Raw genomic sequence first — 21953 nt, forward strand, 5'->3', positions numbered from 1 at the left:
ATTAAAAACCGCTTAATAACCGCCTAAAATATAGGTATGTCCTCTTCAACCCTTCCGGCCTTGATATCTCGGGCTGCCATTTGAGTATTTTCCTGGCCCGGGTAATATCCGGCCGCCTTATTTTGGGGTCGTCCTGCGGTAATGGATAGATCCGGACAGAGCTGTTACTGCGGCAGATGTCTTTTATCTCGCGGGCCAGCTGGCGGATGGGGATTTCCGACGGGTTGCCCAGATTGACCGGCATATGCTCCCGTGAATCAAGCAGGCGGGCAATGCCGCGGACCATATCGTCCACGTAGCAAAAACTCCGGGTCTGGCTGCCCTTGCCATATATGGTAATGGGCTGGCCGGTTATGGCCTGGGCGAAGAAATTAGGCAGTGCCCGACCGTCTTTAAGGCGCATCCTCGGGCCGTAGGTGTTGAATATCCGAACGATTCTGGTATCCAGTTTATGATAGCGGAAATAAGACATGGTCAAGGCCTCGGCGAAGCGTTTGGCTTCGTCGTAAACGCTGCGCACCCCGACCGGGTTGACATTGCCCCAGTATGACTCGGGCTGGGGATGCTGTAAAGGGTCGCCATAGACCTCGGACGTCGAAGCCAGTAGGAACCTGGCCTTTTTAGCCCGGGCCAATTCCAGCAGGTTATAGGTGCCGATAGAACCGGCTTTAAGGGTTTCTATGGGGTATTCCAGGTAATCCTTGGGGCTGGCCGGCGATGCGAAATCAAGTATCGCGTATAACGGTCCGGCTAATTTCAAGGGTTGGGCTATATCGTGCTTTATGAAGCTGAACCCGGGTTTGCCGAGCAGGTGTTTGATGTTGTTTTTGGTGCCGGTAATAAGGTTATCAAGACAAATGACCTGGTTGCCCCCTTGTCGGAAATAATCGCACAGGTGCGAACCGATAAAACCAGCTCCGCCGGCGATTAGAATACGTTTCATATATTAAAATAACTAATATAGGTCAATCCCGTCAGGAACAACATCATCTTTTACAAAAATCCCCAACGGGGTCAATAAAAACCCATTATTTCTTTGCTATTAGCATTTGGTTTGGTACACTCTTTGCAGGGATATTAAAGTATGAGAGGATTCACGTTAATAGAATTAATGATTGTTGTGGCAATAATCGCGATTATTGCGGCAATGGCCATCCCCAATCTGGTCACCGGAAAACTTGCGGCTAATGAAACATCGGCTATCTGCACCCTAAGAATACTTACCAGCCAGCAGATGATTTGGCGCGAGCGTAATTATGATGGTAATGCCTACCGGGATTACTGGACTTATGATGTTTCCTGCTTCAACCGGATGGCTTTGGGCTCAGGCTCAAAAGTGGGTATGGTAGATATTTCCGTGGCGCGGTCTGATTTTGCGGCCGCAGTGGACGATGTCTTTGGTCCCAGCCCGACATTCGAGGATTGGGGCGTTTTTACGCCTACCGCCAAGTCCGGTTATTACATTCGCGCCATGACTACGGCTTTCGATGGAAGTTCTTACAATCAGAATCTGGTCGGAACTAATAACCTCCCTGCAGCAAATACCGTATTATTTGGGATGATGTCTGCGCCTGAATTCTACGGTATAAGCGGCGTAAGAAGCGCCATTGTAAGCCAGGATGGCATCATATATAATGTTGACTGCGGCGGCGAGGCTAATAAATGGAAAACCACCTCTACATGGGAATTACGTTGGCCGGACCAGGTGCCTTCCTCTATAACCGGTCCAGGCGGTCATATTTGGACAATAAGTGATTAAACCTTATTACAAAACAATAAGCTTAGTGACAAAATATGTCCATATAACCATATAAAGTGACAATTTTTGTCAATTTTTAGTGTTAAATACCCGATAATATTGAGATAATATACAAAAAAACTGATACTATCTTGGATGTCAATGATTTTATGGCTAATATCGAGATGTTATCCTTAATTTAACACCTCTCTATTAGCAATTTGGCATATTTTTTGCTTATATTATTAGAAGATATATAAATATCTGAAAAAGCTGCTGATTTACTGAATTAAGCAGTAAAACTTCCCTTATGAAAGGAGATGAAAACTAATAAAGGGCAAGTAAAGTCTGGTTAATTTGATTAGGTCTGCGGCGACAAAAGGAGAAAAACATGTCAAGCAAAAAAGGTTTTACACTGATTGAATTGATGATCGTGGTAGCGATTATCGCGATTATTGCGGCTATCGCAATCCCTAACCTGATTACAGGTAAAATAGCGGCTAATGAAACATCAGCAATTGCCACGCTGAAACTGTTTGTTTCCACAGAAGGTATCTGGAAGCAGACCGACTCGGATGGTAACGGCAAAAAGGATTTCTGGAACCTTGACGTCTCTTGTTTGCACAGGATGTTCAGGGCAGATGGAGTAACCAAGGTTAATTATGTTGACGTTTCCATCGCCAGGGCTGATGCTAATATGTATAGCCGGATTGCTGCCAACCCCTTCACCGCAGGCGCTCCTGATGATATTCAGGACTGGGGTTCAACGGCTACTTTGTTAGCTAATTTTACAACCACAGCGAAATCAGGTTACTATTTCAGGGCATTGGATACACACTTAACCAGGGCCCTGTTGGTAAATACACTGGGAGCCAACTTAATCCCAATGGGTCACGATAACCTGTTCGGTTTTATGGCCGCGCCTCAGGTTTATCCGACATCCGGCGTTAACCATTTCATCGTGGATAACGGCGGCACCATCTACCAGAGCGATCCAGGTACGGATACAGCCTCCAAGTGGTATACCAAAACCGGTCTCACAACCACTGACTGGCCCTCTGACCCCCCGACATCATCACAGAGCATCGGTGGCAAGTCATGGGCAACGGCAGAATAACCTTCTTAAAGGTTATTTGTTAGCTCAAAAAGGGCTCCGACAAAATCGGAGCCCTTTTTATTTCTGCCCACATTTTCAATCTCCTAACAGCGTATGCTTTTCTTGACCTAACCTCATTTTTATACTATTTTACAACTATGGTTGAACCTGTTTTGACTGATGCGTCTTTTTGGGAACAAATCAAACAAAATAACCTGCCTGATAAATTATATAATACGGCTTTTTACCTTACTCGCAGCCATCATGATGCCCACGATATCTGCCAGGAAACATTCCTGATCGGTCACCGTAATATTAATAACTTCAGGGGGGAATCATCGCTTTCCACCTATCTTTATCAAGTAACCATCAATCTTTGTAATAAATACCATCAGAAGAAAAAACCTGGCACTACAGAAGAAATTAACAACATCGCCTCGACGCAATCATCGCCTTATGAGAACACGGCGGTCAATGAAAAATGTCAGGTTATCCAGATGGCGCTTAATGAACTGCCACCGGAATACCGTCAAGTGGTCATTTTAAAGGATATGGAAAACTTCTCATACCAGGAGATATCCGAAATACTCAATCTCTCGGTACAGACGGTCCGTACCAATCTGGATAATGCCCGTAACCAGCTGCGCATAGCTCTGAAGAAAATAATCGCTTAATTCTCATTTTCCCTAACAAATTTCAGGCCCCAAAGTATCTAATATTATAGAAAGGGATAAAATACCATGAAATGCCCAGAAATCAAACAGATGCTCAGTCCTTATCTGGATAATGAATTATCGCGGCCGGAGACCGAAGCAGTGGAATCGCACATCAAATCCTGTTCGGATTGCCGCAAAGAACTGACCGAACTGGAGCAAATCAAAGGCCTAATTAAATCACTGCCCCGCCATAATGCGCCTAAAAACCTTTTGGCTAACGTCGTTATCAACCAACCCGTTTCGACCCCCAGGGAAAAAGCCGGACTGCGGTGGAAATTTCAATGGGTATCTACCGGATTGGCTTCTGCCGCGGCTATGTTCTTTGTCATATATATCACCATGACTGCCCTGCCACGGTATGAATTAATACATGAAACGAGTGGATTTGATGTCATGTCAGAAGCTGGTAAAAAGCCAGAGAATAACGATGCTATTAACACGTATAAGGATAAAATTTCAGGCTCATTAAAATTGCAAGAATCTCTCAAGAAAGGACAGGAAGGATTTATCCCGGAATTAACCACTAACTTAAAGAACAAGGAATCAGATAAGAGCTTGGACAAAAAAAACAGTAATGAATATTCCCGCGGCAACCAAAAGGGGATGGTGAAATCCAATAAATCTTCTGATATGGAATTGAGTAAAGCTGAAGCTATGAAGCCAAAAGATATGGGTGATATGATCATGTCAATAAAACCGGAAATGGGATTGAAAGAAAAAGCTATGGGGTCGCCGGGGGCACCGGGTGCGCCGCCTGTGTTTGGAGCCGGAGCTGCGCCGGCCGAGAAAAGGAAATACGCCTTCAGCATAAAAGTCACTGATTCCGCCCTTTGGAATATCAATTCCATGGAAAATCTCCTCCAGCAAGCCCTGGCCACAAAGCAGTTGGTAATGGTATACTTCTATTTCTCAAGCAAGGACTATTTCCCTAAGAACCGTGATGAAAAGCTTATGGAGTATTCAACTAGACGGGCTATTTTTACCAAAATATTTGTAACCATCGACCAGTCCAATAAAATTACCGACGCCTGGCTGGGAGAATTCTTCAGCAAGAACAAGCTGGACCATTCCGCCCAATGCGTTATCCTCGATTATTACGGCAATATGATCCAATCCGTGACAAAACCGCTGGCCACCAACAAGATAACCGCGGCAATAGACGCGGCTGATAAAAAAATTTACGAAATCAAGTCCGACTTTAACACTTCTTATACCAAGGCTGAGGCACTGGGCAACAGCGGCAAAATAACGGAGCAGATTAAAATCCTGACCGGATTGCTGAAGAAACCCTATACCGGCTACCCGGCCATTGAGAAAGCCCGGATTAAACTGGATAATATCAATCAACAGGCTTTGAGTGACCAGAAAAGTATCATTCAAAAATACATCGATGTTGCTGATGAAGATGACCGGGATATAGATATGGCTATCAAAGAACTGGAAAATCTGGCCAGGCAATACAAAGGATTAGCTGCGGAAAAAGAAATCAGAGATAGTATTAACCGGGTAAAACAAACCCGTCCGTCTGGTGAATAAATATCTTAATGAAAAGGAGTCTGTATGAAAAAGCAACTGATAACATGCTTAATGGTTGTCCTAAGCTGGATGACACTGATTCCTGCCCAGACTGTCAACGCCTGCGGAGTAATTGACATCGATAGGAGGATTTTACCGCCGAATACCCAGGTTACTAATATTTCCGTAAAGAACACCACCTTGGATATCAAGATTGAGGAACAGGTGGCGATAGTAACCGTAGATGAAATATTCCATAACTCCAATAACCATCAATTGGAAGGCACCTTTATACTGCCCATTCTGCCAGAAACTACCGTCCAGAACCTGGCTTTATGGATTAATGGAAAAGAAACTAAAGGAGAACTCCTGGATAAGGATAAAGCCTTGCAGTATTACCAGGATATCGTCCGCCGGATGATTGACCCGGCGCTCTTGGAATATGCCGGACACGGAATGCTTAAACTGCGCGTTTTCCCGATTCCGCCGGCGCAGCAGGACCTTGGACAGGGACCAGGCAACGTGCGCATTAAGTACTCTTACACTTATCGTCTGCCTAACGATAATGGCGTCTGCACATTCCGCCATCCATGGGGAACTAATAAATTCTCTTCTGAAATCATCGATTCGGCTGTGATAAAAACCAGTATCAAATCTGCCATTCCCATAAAAACAGTTTACTCCCCCACTTATCCTAACATTGATATCAATCGTAAAGATGATAATACCATATCTTTAAGCTTCGAACAAACCAAGATGAAACCGGATAAGGATTTTATCCTGTATTATACGCTTTCGGATAAACAGTTCGGCGTGAATTTGGTCAGTTACAAAAAACCAGACAACGATGGTTTTTTTATGATGCTGCTGGCGCCTAAATATGCGCTTACCGAATCTGAAATAGCTAAAAAAGACGTGCTGTTCGTTCTGGATACATCAGGCAGCATGGCTGATAGCAATAAAATAGAACAAGCTAAAAATGCAATTAACTTCTGCATTAACAGCCTCAAGGAATCTGACCGGTTCAATCTGATTACATTTTCCACTGAGGTGCGTCCGTTCAAACCCAGCATCCAGGAAGTAACCAAAACAATCAAAGATGAGGCCCTAAACTGGGTTAAAAGCATCGATGCCCGTGGCGGAACGAATATTGATGAAGCACTTCAATCAGCACTTAGCATGGTTGACCCTAAAGATTCCAGACCTTTTATCGTTGTTTTTATGACTGACGGCCTGCCAACCGTGGGCGAACAAAATATCGAAACCATCTTGAAGAATGTCGCCTCTAAGAACAAAAGTAATGTCCGGATTTTCACCTTCGGCGTAGGCTATGATGTAAATACCCACCTGCTTGATAAGTTAGCCGAGATAAACCGCGGCACCCGTGAGTATATCACGCCTGAAGAAAATATCGAGGTTAAAGTCTCGAGTTTCTATGATAAAATAGCCTATCCGGTCCTGGCTGACGTGAAACTCGATGTCTCCGGCATAGAAATATATGACCGCTACCCAAAAGTGCTTTCCGATCTTTTCCGCGGAACGCAATTGGTTATTTTTGGGCGCTATAAAAGTTCCGGGAATAAATTGATTACCCTTTCGGGCGTGGTTAATGGCGAACCTCGTAAATTTGAATACGAATCTACATTTACTAACCAGAATATATCCACTGATTTTATTCCCAGGCTCTGGGCCACTACTAAAATAGGATACCTTCTGGACGAAGTAAGACTGCGCGGCGAAAGCAAGGAAGTAAAAGAAGATATTATCAAGATTGCAATGGAATACGGGATTCTTACGCCTTACACCTCTTATTTGGTAATGGAAGATACCAAAACCGCGGGCGCTCCGATGACGCCTTTAAGAAATTCACCAAGAATTTTCACCGAGACAGAGAGGAATGAAGGCATCAGAGCGCAAAAAGAGATGAGAAACGCTAGTGGTCCTCAATCGGTTACACAAAGTATGGCGACTGAAAGATTAAAGAAAGGTGATTCCGATGCCGCAAAACCAGAGGGCAACGGATATCTAGACAAAATGGTCCGCGATACCGTAAAACAGGTAGCCGACAAGACCTTCTATCTCAACAACAATATCTGGTATGACAGCAAGTATGACGAAAAGGATACCAAAACGGAACGGCTTAAAGTCAAATACCTGAGCGACGAGTATTTTACCCTTATTTCCAAACAGCCACAACTGGCTAAATATCTTGCCATAGGCGAAAAGGTTGTGGTTTGCTTTGACAACAAGATATATGAAATTATAAAAGAGTAACGAAAGGAGACGGATTATGTGGAAGAAACTGGTGACATTGGTAATAACCCTGGGAGTAATGAGCGGTATGGTTACAGCTCAGGAGGAAAAGAAGGAAAACGATGCGCCTCCAGTAACCAAGATTGTTCTGTATAAGCACGGCATGGGCTATTTTGAAAGGCTGGCATTGGTTAAGGACAATGGCGTCATTTCGCTCAGCTTCAAGACAAGCCAGATGCCGGATTTATTGACCTCATTCTTTGCCGTTGATCTTTCGGGCAAGGGAAGCATCACCTCTATCGGCTACGATTCCAAGGACCCTATTGATAAACAGCTGGAAAACATCCTGATTCGCGTGCCCGAGGGCGCGGCACTGACCCAATTCCTGTCCCAGCTTAAAGGAGCCAAAGTGGAGGTTAAAATCGGCTCTGAAACTGCTCGCGGCAGTATACTGGGCATTGAACCGGTCTCTCAGAAAATGGATAATACCGTGATAACTTCTTATAAGCTTATTCTGCTCCGCGACGACGGCGCAATACAACCTTTCAGCCTATTTGATATTTCAACCATGAGGCTTTTGGATGAACCTATCCAGAAAGACCTCCAACGTATTTTAGATATTTATCTCCATTCCAAATATACCGACCGTAAAGTAGTTAAATTAGAAACTACCGGCAAAGGTAACAGGGATATCCTGATGGGCTATCTGCTGGAAATGCCCATATGGAAAACGTCTTACCGCCTGTTGTTAGGGGAAAACAAACAGCCTTATTTGCAGGGCTGGGCCATTGTCGAAAATCCAACCGACGAGGATTGGGATAATGTCCAGATGTCTTTTGTCTCCGGCAACCCCATTTCGTTTAAACTTGATTTGTATACGTCTTTTTATCCGCCCCGGCCGATCATCGATTTGAACGCTATAGCCACCGCATCTGACAAACTTAATTTGGAGGCACTTTCAAAATCAGAGATGGCAGACAGTAATAATTGGGAAGCAGAAGGTGATGCCCGGATGAACGATAAAGCGAAAGGTAACCGCGCTTACGCTGCTCCTATGGCGCCAGGCATGATAACAGGAGGCGGGTATGGTAAAAACAAGCAACCATTAAATGAGTTGATGGCGTCATCGGTAAAATCTGTTGCGACTGGTATAAAAGTCGGCGAGATGTTTTCCTATAACTCCCAGACGCCGGTAAGCATCAAGCGCCGCCAGTCAGCCATGATTCCGATAGTGACAGAAATGGTTGACGGCAAAAAAGTCCTATACTACCGGGCGGCCATTTCGCCCCGAGCCATGAACGCATTATACCTAACTAATTCCAGCAAATTAACCCTGGAAACCGGGCCGCTGACTTTCTTTGAAGAATCAACATCGGTCGGAGAAGGATTGCTCAAGCAATCACTCGAACCGGGCATGAAAGAAATTATTCCTTACGCAATGGAAACAACATGTATCATTGAACCAGTCGTCAAGCAAGATACCAAACCGGTACACAAGGTATCCTATGCCAACGGGACAATGGTCTTAAGACAGTTTTATATAAATGAAACCAATTATAAATGCATTAACAAAAGTAATAAGGCTTTTGTCTTCTATCTTGACCACCCCCGTACCGGTAATTACGCCTTAATGGAACCCATCAAGCCGGAAGAAGAAATCCCCGGTTATTACCGGTTTAAGCTGGAACTAGGCGCTAATAAAACTATCGATTTTAAGGTTGTCGAACAATTTGAAGGCGCTTCAAGTATCAGTTTGAGTAATACCAGGCTCGATCAAGTCAGCTTTTATATAGGACAAAACTATCTTAGCAAGAAGATGAAGGAGTTTTTGGGGGAAATAAAGGTTTTAATGGAAGCGATTTCCAAGCAAAACAACATCTTCAATGAAGCCAACCAGGAATCCCAGCGCCTGAATGAAGACCAGAGCCGTTATCGCAACAATATGAATTCCCTTAATATAAACGACCCGAAAGAACGCGAAGTAAGAGCAAGCTACGTGGAAAAATTGCAGCAGGTTGAAAGTAAAATCACTGACTTGCGCAGCCTAATGCTTGATTCGCAAAACCAAAGGAAAGGGTTAGAAGTCCAATTGGCTAAGAAAATACAAGAATTTACTGAAGAATAAATTATATTGTTTTACCGAAAGCGCCCCGATAGGATTGGCCTTAGGGGCGCTTTTTTATCGATCAATCGTCATCTGATATAATTCTTGACTCCCAAATAAATATATCTACAATAAATTAATTATGGCTTTCAGAAAAACTGAAGCAATTTGCCTGTTTCGGACTGATTACAGTGAAACAAGCCAGATAGTTACTTTTTACACGGCTGATTACGGCAAAATTACGGTTTTAGCCCGTGGAAATAAACGCCCCAAGCACAATAAATTAGAGCCGGTTGATCTGCTGGCGCACAGTGAGATAGTTTTTATCGATAAGACACCAAAAGGATTACATCTATTAACCGAGTATACTTTAAAGAACGAATTCCCGAGGTTAAGGAATAGATTAGAAAGGTTATATAAAGGTCTTTATCTGGCAGAATTCCTGAACGAATTAACCCCGCCCGGAGATTCTAACCAGGTTTTGTTTAATCTGGCGCTAAAAACCATCAGTAAAATACACGATCTTCCTGATGATAAAGCCACTGACAGGTGGGAGGCAATATTTTATTTTGAGGCTAATTCCTTAAAACAACTTGGTTTTATTCCGCGCCTGGTTCCTAACGGATTCGAGAAAGACTTCCAGTGTGGGCTATGCGATAACCGAATAGGAGAGAAAAGAATACTGAAATTTAGTTCCAGATACGGAGGAATCCTTTGTGATAATTGCAGTCTGGCGCATGAAACTGTCAAAGTGACACCAGGCATATTAAAAACGGTCCTTTGGTATGCCGGCATCGTTCAGGATGAAACTGATAATTATCAGAATCGAAATAACTTGAAAGTGCCACATAAAATGATTTACGGATTGAGAAGCTTCTTGAATTATTATATAGCATCAATAACCGGAAAAGAATTAAAAATGAACAGGTGGCTTAATTAAAAATAGAGTATGCAATATCGATTGTTTTGTATTTGTGTTTTACTAATTACTACGTCTTTATACGGATGTAGCGGCAAAGTACTTTTAACGGCTGAAGAGGCCGCCCAAATTCCACCATCCCCGGAAATCGAAAGTCAATATTCTGAAGCAGAATTACTCTCAAAAAACAGCCAGTATGACAATGCAATCAAAATCCTTAATTCTTGCGTAGAAAAAACGCAGAACCCAGGGCAAAAAGAAAAGGTAACTTTTCTTCTAGCTGAATGCCTTTTTCATTCGCGCCATTACGAAGAAGCACATAAGCTTTACGAAATATACCTGAATGAGTTTTCCGCCACATTAAAATTCAAAGAAGTACTTACACGCGAATTTGAAGTTGGGTTGCAATTTATTTCAGGGGCTAAAAGAAGTCTATGGGGTTTATATATACTTCCAGCGTTTGATTTTGGTCTTAAAATAATCAAAGATACTTTAGCCCGTTACCCTTACGCCAAACCATCAGAAACATACCACTTAAAATTAGCTGATTACCTTTTTACTCATAGCTATTTCGAGCAAAGCCTTGAAGAATACGAATTATTCATTTCTAAATACCCGCAGAGCTCTTCCCTTGATATAGCAACCTATCGAGCCGGCTTATGCCACATCAACAACTATCTAGGAAGTGAATATGAGATAACTCCTCTTTTAAACGCAAAAGTATCTATTAATGAACTATTAACTAAATACCCCCAAAGTAACCTAAAGGGTGAAGCACAAAAATTGTATAATGAAATAGTCTCCTTATTAGCTGAGCGGGATTATCAGGTTGGCTATTTCTATAAAAAAACTGGCCAGGAGAAAGCAGCCCAGGTATATTTCAAAAGCCTTGTCCATAATTATCCCCAAACCGAATGGGCACAGAAAGCAAAAACCAACGCGAAAGTCGAAGATGACAAATGAAGATATCTTTTTTTCTTGTATTTGCTTTAATTTTAAGTTCCGGCTGCGGTTACAAACCATCGCTCTTTTTAAAAGAAACCAGCTCTATAGCTGTTCCCATATTTGAAAATCAGACTACTTACAGAGGAATCGAGTTCGAACTAACTAATTTTGTCCATAATCAAATTAAGAGTCGCACGCCCTTCCGTTTAGTAGCAAAACCTGAGTACGCTGACCTGTTGATTAAGGGCGAAATTATTGATTATCAAAAACCGGTATCGATTGAGGGCCGACTTGATATAGTTATGGCATCCGAAGTTGTGATTACCGTCAAAGTAACATTGCTTGACCAAAAAACCGGAAAATCTATTTTGGAGAAAAAGTACACCTCCAGAAATGACCTAATCCCCTCAAGAAAAGAAGACGAAATTTCCGCCCGTGAAAGAATTTATGAAAATATAAGTCAGTGGGTTGTATCACTACTCGAATAATATTATGAAACGTGGATTAATACTTTTTTCTTTACTGATTACATTCATGGCAATAATGTTTTACTACGCCAGTGACTCCTATCTCACAAAAACAGGCAATATTACATTCGCCCAACTTCAAGAACAGGCTAAAGCCGGAATAGTTAAAAGCATCATAATAAAGGGTAATTACGCCGAAGGTGAATATAAGGAACCCCAGTCATTAAAAGGAAAATCATTTGTAAGGTTTAAGACTGATAAGGTTTCTGAACTATATTTAAAAGAACCCACTGTATGGAATGAATTAAAAAATAGCGTCTCTGCTGAGAATTTCAGTTATGATGACGGAAATTCTCTTTGGTACCAAGCATTTCTGGCATTACTCCCGGTGATTTTAATTGTCGGAGTTATTTGGTTTCTTCTCATACGCCAGGTAAAAAATGCTAACGGGCCATCCGGTGTTTTCTCATTTGGTAAAAGCCGCGCCCGAATAGCCACGAAAGATAAAAAGAAAATTACTTTTGAAGATGTCGCTGGAGTGGAAGAAGCAAAAGAAGAATTAAAAGAAATAGTCGAATTTCTAAAAGACCCATCTCATTTCCAAAAGCTTGGGGCCCGTATTCCACGCGGAGTCTTACTAATCGGACTCCCAGGTTCAGGAAAAACCCTTTTAGCTAAAGCAATCGCCGGAGAAGCCGACGTGCCATTTTTAAATATGTCCGGATCAGATTTTGTAGAAATGTTTGTCGGGGTCGGCGCTTCCAGAGTACGCGATTTATTCAAAACAGCAAAAGAAAATTCACCTTGCATAATATTCCTGGATGAAATAGATGCTGTAGGAAGACACCGCGGCACCGGACTCGGTGGCGGAAATGATGAGCGCGAGCAAACCCTTAATGCAATCCTCGTGGAAATGGATGGTTTTGACACTGATACCGGAGTAATCGTTATGGCCGCAACTAACAGACCTGATATCCTAGATCCAGCACTACTCAGACCCGGCCGGTTTGACAGGCAGATTACCATCGATCTACCTGACATTAAAGGGCGAGAAGCTATTCTTAAAATTCATTCACGAAAAATTAAAATAGATCCAAAAGTAAATCTAGCAAACCTGGCAAAAACAACACCAATGTTTTCAGGAGCTGATCTTGCAGCAATAATAAACGAAGCAGCTTTAATCGCGGTAATGAAGAAAAAAGAACTTGTTGATATGGAAGATCTTGAGGAAGCCCGCGATAAAGTACGCTGGGGCCGGCAGAAACGAAGCCGAGAAATGGCCGAAGAAGATAAAAAAATCACTGCTTATCACGAAAGCGGACACGCGCTGGCTGCTTACCTCTTGCCTGAGGTGGAAAATGTACACAAAGTAACTATTATCCCCCGCGGCAGTTATTTGGGGGCAACCATGCGCTTACCTGAAAAAGACCGTTACCATATGCAGCGCAAATACATTTTAGGAAATATTACTGTATTGTTCGCCGGACGAGCGGCAGAGGAGACATTCTGCAACGATATTTCTGCCGGCGCGCGTTCGGACATTAAGGAGGCTACAGCTTTAGCCAGACTGATGACTACTGAATGGGGTATGAGTGAAAAATTAGGCCCGATAAGTTACACCGACAGCGAAGAACACCTTTTTTTGGGCCGCGAAATTACTAGAACCAACCATCATAGTGAATCCACCTCATTAGAAATAGATCAAGAAATCAAAAAAATACTCCTTACCTGTTATGAACGCGCCAAGGAACTTATCAGTTCGAACAAAGAGTTATGCGAAAATATTGCCAAAAATTTACTGATATATGAAATTATTACCTCTCAGGATATTGAAAATATCGCTAACGGCGTGGATATAGAACCTTTCCATAAAAACAACAATACAGCTACGGCGTAATGAATCTAATAGCAATTAACTTAAAGAACAAATCTATCCCCATTCCCAACCATCACATTGGAAAATTGCCCTTAAAAAAAACATTAATTATGGGCATCCTGAATATCACACCGGATTCTTTTTCTGATGGTGGTAAATTTTATCATCGTAGGCATGCTGTAAATCACGCCCTAAAGATGGCTGAATCCGGCGCTGATATTATCGATATCGGCGGAGAATCAACCAGGCCCGGCGCCCAAAAGGTTAAACTTATAGAAGAATTAAAAAGGGTTATTCCAACAATAGAAACGATAATAAAACTGCAGCCAGATACTATCATTTCAATTGACACTTACAAATCAAAAGTCGCTGAAGCAGCAATAAAAGCGGGGGCTAGAATAATCAATGACATATCCGGACTAACATTTGACAGCAAAATGGTCGATATAGCCCTCAAATACAAAACTCCAGTTGTTATAATGCACATTAAAGGCACCCCCAGAAACATGCAGAATAAACCTTGCTATAAAAATATAATCTCTGAAATAAAGGAGTACTTTAGGGAAAGGATAGCATTAACCCTGTCAAAAGGCATAAGTAAAAATCAAATTATTATTGACCCAGGAATTGGTTTTGGTAAAAGAATAGAAGATAATTACATCATTTTGAAAAGGTTGTCGGAGTTAAAAACCTTAGGTTACCCAATATTAGTAGGCCCGTCCCGTAAATCTTTTATAGGCGCAACCTTAAACCTAGTGCCAGAAAAAAGATTACTAGGAACAGCTGCTTCAGTAGCGATAAGCATACTAAATGGCGCCAATATAGTCAGAGTGCACGATGTGAGCGAAATGAAACAGGTGGCTACTATTTGCGATAATATTATAAAATGAGTATTAGTATTCAAGAAATCATTACTGTAACCGCGCAAATTGGCCTGCTTTTTGCATTTTTCTATTTCTTGCTAAAAAGTCTGCAAGGCACAGGCGGTATAGGTATACTCAGGGGTGTAATTATCGGTTTTCTCGTAGTATTCATACTGGTAAAAACTGTTGCCAAACAGTTTAAACTGGATACTATTTCCTGGATTTTGAATGATTGGTTTTTAGTTTTTCTTATCGTCGCACTGGTAATTATTTTCCAGCCGGAGCTTCGCCGAATCCTACTTAGATTGGGGCAAAATCCTTTCTTCAAGCCATTCTTAAAAACTAAATCTGGTGTTATTGATGAGGTAGTTGAAGCGATATTTGAGCTTTCTGGAAGTAAATATGGAGCTTTGGTCGCAATTGAGAGAGAAATAGGCTTAAAACCCTATATTGAAGGCGGCACATACATAGATGCCGATGTTTCAAATGAGTTAATACAAACCATATTCTATCCCGGCTCCGCCCTTCACGATGGAGGCGTAGTCATCAAGGATGAAAGGGTCATCGCCGCCGGATGCCTGTTCCCTTTAACCGAGAACAAAAATATACCTAAGACAATAGGCACCAGACACCGCGCCGCTATCGGATTAACCGAAGAAAGCGACGCCATCGTCCTGATTGCCTCAGAAGAAACAGGGCAGGTCTCATTATGCGTTAATGGGCAGTTAAAAAGCGGCATGGATAAAGATGCAATAAAGAAAACAATTCATGATATTTACCATAAATAGCTATGATTTCATTTAAAAAGATTCTTACTGATAATATTGGCACAAAAGTTACCGCTCTTATCCTGGCTTTATTGGTCTGGTACTATATAGGCTTGCAATTAGAAAATCCTCTAGATACAACCGCCCAAATTAAAATCGAAGCGCCATCACAGATTCTTAGCCGGGTGGAAACTTTAGAAGGCGACCCCATCAGTGAATTATCAATCAGGCTGAAATATGCCGCAAAAACAGAACCTCCGACTAATTTAATATGCAAACACCGTATAGCCAACCTCAACCCTGATATATTAAACCAAATGTTTATTGAGGAATTATCCGCTAAAGATTTTAAACTAGCTCCGGGCATCAAAATAGTTTCTATTGTACCATCTAAAATCCGAGTGGTCTTATATAAAGAAGGCTCTAAATACATGAAAATCAGGACTGATAATTGTCTTAAAGGAACTCCTGAGAAAGAATACCGAGTCGCTGGAGTCCGGGCCGAGCCTTCGGACATTCTAGCGAAAGGACCTCTTCATATTCTAAATAAATATGACAGCATTTCAATAATGAAAATAGACATAACCGGACATAAAAAAACATTTTCGCGTACCGGGCAGATAGACCCCTTACTGGATGGCGAAAAAATATATAGCGAAGATAAATTTAACGTGGAAGTGAATATTCAAGCCGAAATGAGCGATTCCGTTTTTCAAGTGCCCGTAAAACTTCTGATACCCATTGATTTCCCTTATCAAATCCAGCTAAAATCAAAAGAGCGCGGGGTAAAAGTTAAAGGACCTCTATCCAGCATAAAATTATTAAAAATACAGAGCATGAATCTATTCGTTAACGTAGCCTCATTATATAACGATATCGCCGAAGTTAAACCTCCGATGAGCTTTACCGCATCCTTGGAATTCAAATTAGCTCCGGATGCGCCTAAGGATATCGAACTGGCTGAACCAATAGAGCAAATAACCCTTGATATCATAGCGCCACAACCACCGGCACAGGAAGCGCCTAAACCTCCAGAAAAAAATACCCCTCCTCCCCCGCCCGAGCCGCCTAAACCTCCGGAAACACCTAAATAGCCATGAGAATATTCGGAACTGACGGTATCAGAGATGTTGCGAACTCGGGATGGCTTACACCGGAATCCCTTGTCAAACTCGGCAAAACCATAGGATTAATCCTAAAACCTTCATCCCAAATAATTATCGGGCGTGACACCAGGATTTCCGGAAAATCAATAATGCAATCACTCTCAGCCGGAATCCTTCCATACGGAATAAATATTACCGACGCTGGGATAATACCCACCCCAACTTTATCGTTCTTGACAAAAGAAAAAGGATTCGACATGGGCATAATGATATCAGCCTCACATAATCCGGCTGATAACAACGGAATAAAAATATTCGGTAAAAACGGACTAAAAATACCTGCTAAAACAGAACTTCTCATTGAAAAACACCTTTTAAATAAACTACCTGTTAAGCTGAAAAATATCCGCCCGGGCATGATTAATAACGGCGATAAATTACGCAACCTATATGTTAATCATTTACTCAAAAAGGCGGTAGGACCAGATTTTTCCCTAAAAGGATTTAAAATAGTAGTTGACTGCGCTAATGGCGCGGCATCCGAAATAGCTCCATCTGTCCTATCATCTTTCGGCGCAAAAGTCATCGCTATCAACAACCATCCTAACGGCAAGAATATCAACCTCTATTGCGGCGCCTTACACCCCACCGTAATGAGCAGGTCTGTCGTAAAACACCAGGCGGATGCCGGGTTTTCTTTCGATGGCGATGCTGACCGTGTAATCATGTCCGACCAAAAAGGAATCGTGCGCGACGGGGATTTTGTTTTATCAATCGGGGCAATGCACCTAAAGAAGAAAAAACTCCTCAAAAAGAATACTATCGTCGGGACTATAATGACAAATTCCGGGCTGAACGCTTACCTCAAAAAACTAAATATCAATATTGTGGCTACGCCGGTCGGTGATAAATACGTCTTGAATAAAATGCTTTCTGGAGGTTACGTCCTGGGCGGTGAGCCCTCGGGCCATATTATTTTCTCGGATTATTCCTTGAGCGGAGACGGCCTGCTAACGGCCTTAATAATCCTAAAAATAGTCAAGGAGGAAAATACCAGCCTTTTAACCCTGGCCAAACGCCTGACTAAATACCCTCAAATTCTGGTAAATGTCAAGGTGAAATCAAAACTTCCGATAAAAAATATCAAGCCACTGATGTCCAAGGCCGCCGAGGTTGAAAGAATTCTGGGCAATGAAGGCCGCCTATCCCTGAGATACTCCGGCACCGAGCCCCTGCTTAGAATAATGGTGGAAGGCAAGAGCAAAAAACAGATAGAAATACTTGCTAAAGAGCTGGCTAATATAGTAAAAAAGACGTTATAACTCTATGATAAAACTAGGCGTTAATATTGACCATATCGCGACAATCCGCCAGGCGCGCTACCGCGATATCACTATCGGCCAACATTTTGAACCAGACCCGGTGCGTGCCGCGGTTATGGCTGAATTGGGCGGAGCTGACAGCATTGTGGTTCACCTGCGCGAAGACCGCCGCCATATCCAGGAACGCGACCTAAGGCTGCTGCGCCAAACTATCACGACCAAGCTGAACCTGGAAATGGCCATGTCTGACGAAATCGCTAAAATCGCCCTGGAAGTAAAACCGGACCAGGTTACCTTTGTCCCCGAACGCCGTGAAGAACTAACCACCGAAGGCGGATTAAATATCGTAAAAGAACGCAAACGGGCCGAAGAATTCACTAAGCTTTTCAGGAAAAATAATATTGCCGTTTCCGTATTCATCGACCCGGACCGGGAACAGCTCCAGATAGCCAAATTAATCGGCGCGAATATCGTAGAACTCCACACCGGAGAATACGCCAACGCCAAAGACCCGGAAAAGAAAAGGATTTGTTATATCAAATTAGGCGAAGCCGCTGTCAGCGCCCGAAATATGCGCCTGAGCGTAGCCGCCGGACACGGCTTAACTTATGTTAATGTCGGTGGGATTACCAATATTCTGGAAATCGAGGAACTAAACATCGGCCATAGCATTATTTCCCATGCCGTAACGGTCGGACTGGAACAAGCCGTCCGGGAAATGAAACAGCTGATTAGCAGAAGGATTTGATTATGTTCAACGGATGCATTACCGCCCTGGTTACCCCGTTCAAAAAGCAGCAACTTGACCTCAAGAAGCTCAAAGAACTGATAGATTTCCAGATAAGTTCAGGCGTTAACGGACTGGTGCTCTGCGGCACCACTGGCGAAAGCCCAACCCTTAGCGATGACGAAAAAACCGCCATTTATAAAACGGCCGTAAAATATTTCCGTAATAAGATAACGCTTATCGCCGGGACAGGCACCAACGATACGGCTAAAAGCATTAAACTCACTAAAATGGCCGAAGCCATTGGCCTGGACGGCGCCCTAATAGTGACGCCCTACTATAATAAACCTACACAGAACGGCCTTTACCTGCATTACAAGGCTATCGCCGCCAAAACCAGGCTGCCGATAATCCTTTACAATGTTCCGGGCCGCACCGGAGTCAGCATCGCCCCGGAAACGGTCGCCCGGCTTTCGGAAATAAAGAATATCGCGGCCATCAAGGAAGCCAGCGGCAGCCTCGAACAGGTCGGACAAATAAAATCACTCTGTAACATAACCATCCTGTCGGGCGATGATTATATGACTTTCCCGATTCTCTGCCTCGGCGGCAAGGGCGTGATTTCGGTCAGCAGTAACATCTTGCCTAAAAATATAGTCGCAATGATCAATGCCTTTGAACAAGGAAATATCAGGCTAGCCAAACAATATCATTACCAACTCGGGCCTATCAATAAAGCCCTATTCATTGAAAGCAACCCCATCCCGGTCAAGGCCGCGATGAAAATGCTGGGCCGGCTTAATGGCGAGATGCGACTGCCCCTGACGGAAATGTCCAAAGAAAATCAGGTTAAGCTGAAAGGCGTGCTCCAGGGTTATAAATTCTAAGGTTCAGCCGACCTCGTTATAAATCCGGGCCCGGAAATCAACCCCCAGTTCTTTGGCAAAATCCCTGAACCTGTCCGCCTCGATACCCGGCCTTATGACCGTGGTTATTTCCACATAGGGCAGGTTATTCTTGGCGTCATTAATAAATTCCAACACCTTGCTCAGCGTAATCTCGCCGAACTGCGGGTTGCAGGTTTTGACATATTCTTTCGGGTCGGTGGCGTTCAAGCTGACCGAAACGACATCAATCAACCCCTTAAGTTCAACGGCGATGGACCGTTTATGGATAAGATTGCCGTGCCCGTTGGTATTGAGCCTGATGTTCATCCCCTTGTTCTTAAGATGCTTGGCCACACCCTTGATGACATCCAGCCTCAGAGTCGGCTCGCCGTAACCGCAAAACACCACCTCTTTATACTTCTTCGACACGTTATCCGGTATCGCCTTTATCACCTCTTCTAATGAAGGCTCAATCTTGAGCCTCAGGTTATGGCCTTTGACGTAATCGGTAAACTTGGTCACGCAGAAATAGCACTGGGCCGTACAGCGATTGGTGATATTAAGGTATAAAGAATTCCTTATCGAATAGGCAACCTCGCCTTCTTTTACCAGCTGTTCAAACCCAAAAAGCTTCTTGGCATTATGCGATGTAACCCTGTCAATATCCGCAATACTCAGGCCGTATATTTTGGACAACTCCTCGATGCAATAGGTCAGATATGCAGGCTCGTTCCGCTGCCCTCTTTTGGATTGGGGCGCCAGGAACGGGCAGTCAGTCTCAAGCAACAGGTTTTCTACGGTAATCTTCTTGGCCACCTTCTTAAGCTGTTCCGATTTGGGAAATGTTATCGGCCCGCCGATGGAGATACTCATACCCAACTTCAGGTATTCTTCAGCTACTTCGGCCGTACCGGAAAAACAGTGCGCCACTCCGATGACTTCATTGCCCATTACCTGTTTAAGCGTCTTAAGGCATTCCGGATGCGCCTCGCGCGAATGAACTATCACCGGCAATTCATACTCGCTGGCCAGCTCCAGCTGCTTGATAAAAACCTTCTCCTGCGCATCCTTGGGCGCGTAGTCCTTGTGAAAATCCAATCCGGTTTCGCCTATGGCTACCACCTTCTTCTCGCTAATCAGCTTCTCGAATTCCTTCCAGTCCTCCGGTTTCACATCCTTGGAATTACTCGGGTGAATGCCGACCGAGGCGTAAACATTAGAATACCGGCTGGCGATATCAATAGCCCTTTTGCTGGATGCCATATCCGTTCCGACGGTTATTATGTGGCTTACTCCGTTGCCCTGCGCACGCTCTATAACCGCCGACAAGTCATCTTTATAATCCGGGAAATCCAGGTGCGCATGCGTATCTATCATATATCCTCTTTAGTGATGATAAAAATAACTTTGTCATTATAACTAAATAACCAAAAAAGTCAATAAATTAAATGGCTTTCAGTGAGAAATCGTATGTCAGCCGCTTTACCAGGATAGTGGCGTAGGCGCCGCGGGGTATCTCGAATGATACGGTCATCTTCTGCTTACCTTTATTAAGCTCATCGCTTTCCGCCGCCGTGACCGACAGCTTATCCGTAAATATTATGGCATTGCGCTCGCCCTTGCGGAAATATGTCTTGACCATACCGCGAATCTTGAAATCTTCCATCCTGATGCCCTCTTCCTTGAGTATCCCTTCGAATATCTGCCTGATTGTGGAGTCATTATATACGGTCCGGTGGGTCACAAACGGAATACTCAGCCCTTGGAGCGATTCCAGCGCCTCAGTAGGCAATTGCCGGTAGAATACGAACTCGCCCAGCATATACGGAAACCTGATAAATTCTGAATTACTATTTGCCCCATTCTGGATATTCCGCGTTAGGTACTGGCTCAGCCCTTTATTCCACAGATAACTCTGGTAGGCGTGCAGGTACAACAGCACCAGCTTGGGGTCAATCAGCTCGAAGGCCCGCCTGAAATTGACCGGTTTATGGTCCCGGAGATAGTTGACGATGCTCCGCTCGGGTGACCTGGGCAATAACCCCATCAGCTCCGCCCATTTGCCCCAGTTCTGGCTGATGGCGGTCCTGACATCCCTGACCTGCTTGCGGTCCGCGGCGGAGGTCGAGGTCAGGGCCGTCTTCAGGGCGCCTTCATAATCGCGCCGAATTAGCTGCTTGGCGGCGAAGTCGTTCCCGGCGCGCACCGACCCGAACCTCTGCTCGTCAAAGTAGTTGGGCAGGCCGTCCCGTCTGACCTCGTCCAGCCGCTGGGTTATCCGGTCCATCTCGGGCTTGGACAAATCGCGGATGGTTATGTCAAAGTGGTTGGCATCGAACGAATCCGGCCCGATGGCGTGTTCAACCCGGCCCAGGTATTTGAGCTGAAACCGGTCCTGGGTCATGTCCTTGTCCGGCCCGCGGTAGATGGAAATCAACTGGGCGGTTTGGGCGTGGCGGTCCTTAAGCCCGCCGGCCGAGATGGCCTTGCGGCTGAGGGCCCAGAACTTGCCGATGATGTCCATCGCCTCTATCGTGCCGATGTCGAATTTAGCCAGCTCGTAGACGGCATAGATTCCCATTCGACCGGGTTTAATCCCGGACACCTCACGCACCACAAAATCAGATGGTAACTGTTTTATCTTCATATAAT

Annotated in this window: 19 protein-coding genes; 16 read left to right on the forward strand and 3 right to left on the reverse strand. The window is 43.8% G+C overall.

From position 1 onward, the window contains the following. Window position 1: 1 nt before the first annotated feature. A complete protein-coding gene (locus tag WC980_01495; GenBank protein ID MFA5793734.1) occupies window positions 2–943 on the reverse strand; it encodes a UDP-glucuronic acid decarboxylase family protein in 942 nt (313 codons plus the stop codon). 141 nt (window positions 944–1084) lie between these two features. Between WC980_01495 and WC980_01500 the strand changes: the two genes are divergently transcribed. The 16 genes from WC980_01500 (at window position 1085) to dapA (ending at window position 19301) form a co-directional block, all read left to right on the forward strand. Continuing rightward, the gene (locus tag WC980_01500; protein ID MFA5793735.1) at window positions 1085–1759 is read left to right on the forward strand and encodes a DUF2950 family protein; all 675 of its coding nucleotides are present in this window, start codon (window positions 1085–1087) and stop codon (window positions 1757–1759) included. Window positions 1760–2129: 370 nt separating this feature from the next. Beyond that, on the forward strand, window positions 2130–2855 hold the full coding sequence (locus WC980_01505; protein MFA5793736.1) for a DUF2950 family protein: 726 nt from the start codon (window positions 2130–2132) through the stop codon (window positions 2853–2855). 137 nt (window positions 2856–2992) lie between these two features. Next, window positions 2993–3508 (forward strand): RNA polymerase sigma factor, encoded by a 516-nt coding sequence (locus WC980_01510; GenBank protein ID MFA5793737.1) that lies wholly within the window; start codon window positions 2993–2995, stop codon window positions 3506–3508. Window positions 3509–3574: 66 nt separating this feature from the next. Further along, window positions 3575–5086 carry a zf-HC2 domain-containing protein gene (locus tag WC980_01515; protein MFA5793738.1) on the forward strand — a complete coding sequence of 504 codons (1512 nt, stop codon included), beginning with the start codon at window positions 3575–3577 and terminating at the stop codon, window positions 5084–5086. Window positions 5087–5110: 24 nt separating this feature from the next. Continuing rightward, the gene (locus WC980_01520; protein MFA5793739.1) at window positions 5111–7339 is read left to right on the forward strand and encodes a VIT and VWA domain-containing protein; all 2229 of its coding nucleotides are present in this window, start codon (window positions 5111–5113) and stop codon (window positions 7337–7339) included. Window positions 7340–7355: 16 nt separating this feature from the next. Further along, window positions 7356–9443 (forward strand): DUF4139 domain-containing protein, encoded by a 2088-nt coding sequence (locus WC980_01525; GenBank protein ID MFA5793740.1) that lies wholly within the window; start codon window positions 7356–7358, stop codon window positions 9441–9443. A 121-nt stretch (window positions 9444–9564) separates the two neighbouring features. Then, window positions 9565–10362 carry a DNA repair protein RecO gene (gene recO / locus WC980_01530; protein MFA5793741.1) on the forward strand — a complete coding sequence of 266 codons (798 nt, stop codon included), beginning with the start codon at window positions 9565–9567 and terminating at the stop codon, window positions 10360–10362. Window positions 10363–10371: 9 nt separating this feature from the next. Next, window positions 10372–11304 (forward strand): outer membrane protein assembly factor BamD, encoded by a 933-nt coding sequence (gene bamD, locus WC980_01535; protein MFA5793742.1) that lies wholly within the window; start codon window positions 10372–10374, stop codon window positions 11302–11304. Further along, window positions 11301–11774 carry an LPS assembly lipoprotein LptE gene (lptE, locus tag WC980_01540; protein ID MFA5793743.1) on the forward strand — a complete coding sequence of 158 codons (474 nt, stop codon included), beginning with the start codon at window positions 11301–11303 and terminating at the stop codon, window positions 11772–11774. Before bamD ends, lptE begins: the two co-directional genes overlap by 4 nt. A gap of 4 nt (window positions 11775–11778) precedes the next feature. After that, window positions 11779–13650, forward strand: a complete 1872-nt coding sequence (gene ftsH / locus WC980_01545; GenBank protein MFA5793744.1) for an ATP-dependent zinc metalloprotease FtsH — start codon at window positions 11779–11781, stop codon at window positions 13648–13650. Beyond that, on the forward strand, window positions 13650–14519 hold the full coding sequence (gene folP, locus WC980_01550) for a dihydropteroate synthase (GenBank protein MFA5793745.1): 870 nt from the start codon (window positions 13650–13652) through the stop codon (window positions 14517–14519). Before ftsH ends, folP begins: the two co-directional genes overlap by 1 nt. Then, window positions 14516–15280 (forward strand): diadenylate cyclase CdaA, encoded by a 765-nt coding sequence (gene cdaA / locus WC980_01555; GenBank protein ID MFA5793746.1) that lies wholly within the window; start codon window positions 14516–14518, stop codon window positions 15278–15280. Before folP ends, cdaA begins: the two co-directional genes overlap by 4 nt. 2 nt (window positions 15281–15282) lie before the next feature. Further along, window positions 15283–16353: a hypothetical protein gene (locus WC980_01560; protein ID MFA5793747.1), complete on the forward strand. Its 1071-nt coding sequence runs from the start codon at window positions 15283–15285 to the stop codon at window positions 16351–16353. Between the two features lie 2 nt (window positions 16354–16355). Beyond that, on the forward strand, window positions 16356–17687 hold the full coding sequence (glmM, locus tag WC980_01565; protein ID MFA5793748.1) for a phosphoglucosamine mutase: 1332 nt from the start codon (window positions 16356–16358) through the stop codon (window positions 17685–17687). Between the two features lie 4 nt (window positions 17688–17691). After that, complete coding sequence (locus tag WC980_01570; protein ID MFA5793749.1) at window positions 17692–18435, forward strand: pyridoxine 5'-phosphate synthase; 744 nt, start codon at window positions 17692–17694, stop codon at window positions 18433–18435. Between the two features lie 2 nt (window positions 18436–18437). Further along, window positions 18438–19301 (forward strand): 4-hydroxy-tetrahydrodipicolinate synthase, encoded by an 864-nt coding sequence (gene dapA, locus WC980_01575; GenBank protein ID MFA5793750.1) that lies wholly within the window; start codon window positions 18438–18440, stop codon window positions 19299–19301. 3 nt (window positions 19302–19304) lie between these two features. Here dapA and WC980_01580 read toward each other — a convergent pair whose 3' ends face one another. After that, the gene (locus tag WC980_01580) at window positions 19305–20678 is read right to left on the reverse strand and encodes a TatD family hydrolase (GenBank protein ID MFA5793751.1); all 1374 of its coding nucleotides are present in this window, start codon (window positions 20676–20678) and stop codon (window positions 19305–19307) included. A gap of 67 nt (window positions 20679–20745) precedes the next feature. Beyond that, the gene (gene truD / locus WC980_01585; GenBank protein MFA5793752.1) at window positions 20746–21948 is read right to left on the reverse strand and encodes a tRNA pseudouridine(13) synthase TruD; all 1203 of its coding nucleotides are present in this window, start codon (window positions 21946–21948) and stop codon (window positions 20746–20748) included. Between the last annotated feature and the right edge of the window lie 5 nt (window positions 21949–21953).

The sequence above is a fragment of the Candidatus Brocadiia bacterium genome, from assembly GCA_041658285.1.
Taxonomy (GTDB): Bacteria; Planctomycetota; MHYJ01; order JACQXL01; family JACQXL01; genus JBBAAP01.

What these genes read in the sequence shown, in the direction of transcription:
- WC980_01495 (MFA5793734.1), bottom strand. Translation starts at nt 943, where the DNA reads ATGAAACGTATTCTAATCGCCGGCGGAGCTGGTTTTATCGGTTCGCAC.
- WC980_01500 (MFA5793735.1), top strand. Translation starts at nt 1,085, where the DNA reads ATGAGAGGATTCACGTTAATAGAATTAATGATTGTTGTGGCAATAATC.
- WC980_01505 (MFA5793736.1), top strand. Translation starts at nt 2,130, where the DNA reads ATGTCAAGCAAAAAAGGTTTTACACTGATTGAATTGATGATCGTGGTA.
- WC980_01510 (MFA5793737.1), top strand. Translation starts at nt 2,993, where the DNA reads ATGGTTGAACCTGTTTTGACTGATGCGTCTTTTTGGGAACAAATCAAA.
- WC980_01515 (MFA5793738.1), top strand. Translation starts at nt 3,575, where the DNA reads ATGAAATGCCCAGAAATCAAACAGATGCTCAGTCCTTATCTGGATAAT.
- WC980_01520 (MFA5793739.1), top strand. Translation starts at nt 5,111, where the DNA reads ATGAAAAAGCAACTGATAACATGCTTAATGGTTGTCCTAAGCTGGATG.
- WC980_01525 (MFA5793740.1), top strand. Translation starts at nt 7,356, where the DNA reads ATGTGGAAGAAACTGGTGACATTGGTAATAACCCTGGGAGTAATGAGC.
- recO (MFA5793741.1), top strand. Translation starts at nt 9,565, where the DNA reads ATGGCTTTCAGAAAAACTGAAGCAATTTGCCTGTTTCGGACTGATTAC.
- bamD (MFA5793742.1), top strand. Translation starts at nt 10,372, where the DNA reads ATGCAATATCGATTGTTTTGTATTTGTGTTTTACTAATTACTACGTCT.
- lptE (MFA5793743.1), top strand. Translation starts at nt 11,301, where the DNA reads ATGAAGATATCTTTTTTTCTTGTATTTGCTTTAATTTTAAGTTCCGGC.
- ftsH (MFA5793744.1), top strand. Translation starts at nt 11,779, where the DNA reads ATGAAACGTGGATTAATACTTTTTTCTTTACTGATTACATTCATGGCA.
- folP (MFA5793745.1), top strand. Translation starts at nt 13,650, where the DNA reads ATGAATCTAATAGCAATTAACTTAAAGAACAAATCTATCCCCATTCCC.
- cdaA (MFA5793746.1), top strand. Translation starts at nt 14,516, where the DNA reads ATGAGTATTAGTATTCAAGAAATCATTACTGTAACCGCGCAAATTGGC.
- WC980_01560 (MFA5793747.1), top strand. Translation starts at nt 15,283, where the DNA reads ATGATTTCATTTAAAAAGATTCTTACTGATAATATTGGCACAAAAGTT.
- glmM (MFA5793748.1), top strand. Translation starts at nt 16,356, where the DNA reads ATGAGAATATTCGGAACTGACGGTATCAGAGATGTTGCGAACTCGGGA.
- WC980_01570 (MFA5793749.1), top strand. Translation starts at nt 17,692, where the DNA reads ATGATAAAACTAGGCGTTAATATTGACCATATCGCGACAATCCGCCAG.
- dapA (MFA5793750.1), top strand. Translation starts at nt 18,438, where the DNA reads ATGTTCAACGGATGCATTACCGCCCTGGTTACCCCGTTCAAAAAGCAG.
- WC980_01580 (MFA5793751.1), bottom strand. Translation starts at nt 20,678, where the DNA reads ATGATAGATACGCATGCGCACCTGGATTTCCCGGATTATAAAGATGAC.
- truD (MFA5793752.1), bottom strand. Translation starts at nt 21,948, where the DNA reads ATGAAGATAAAACAGTTACCATCTGATTTTGTGGTGCGTGAGGTGTCC.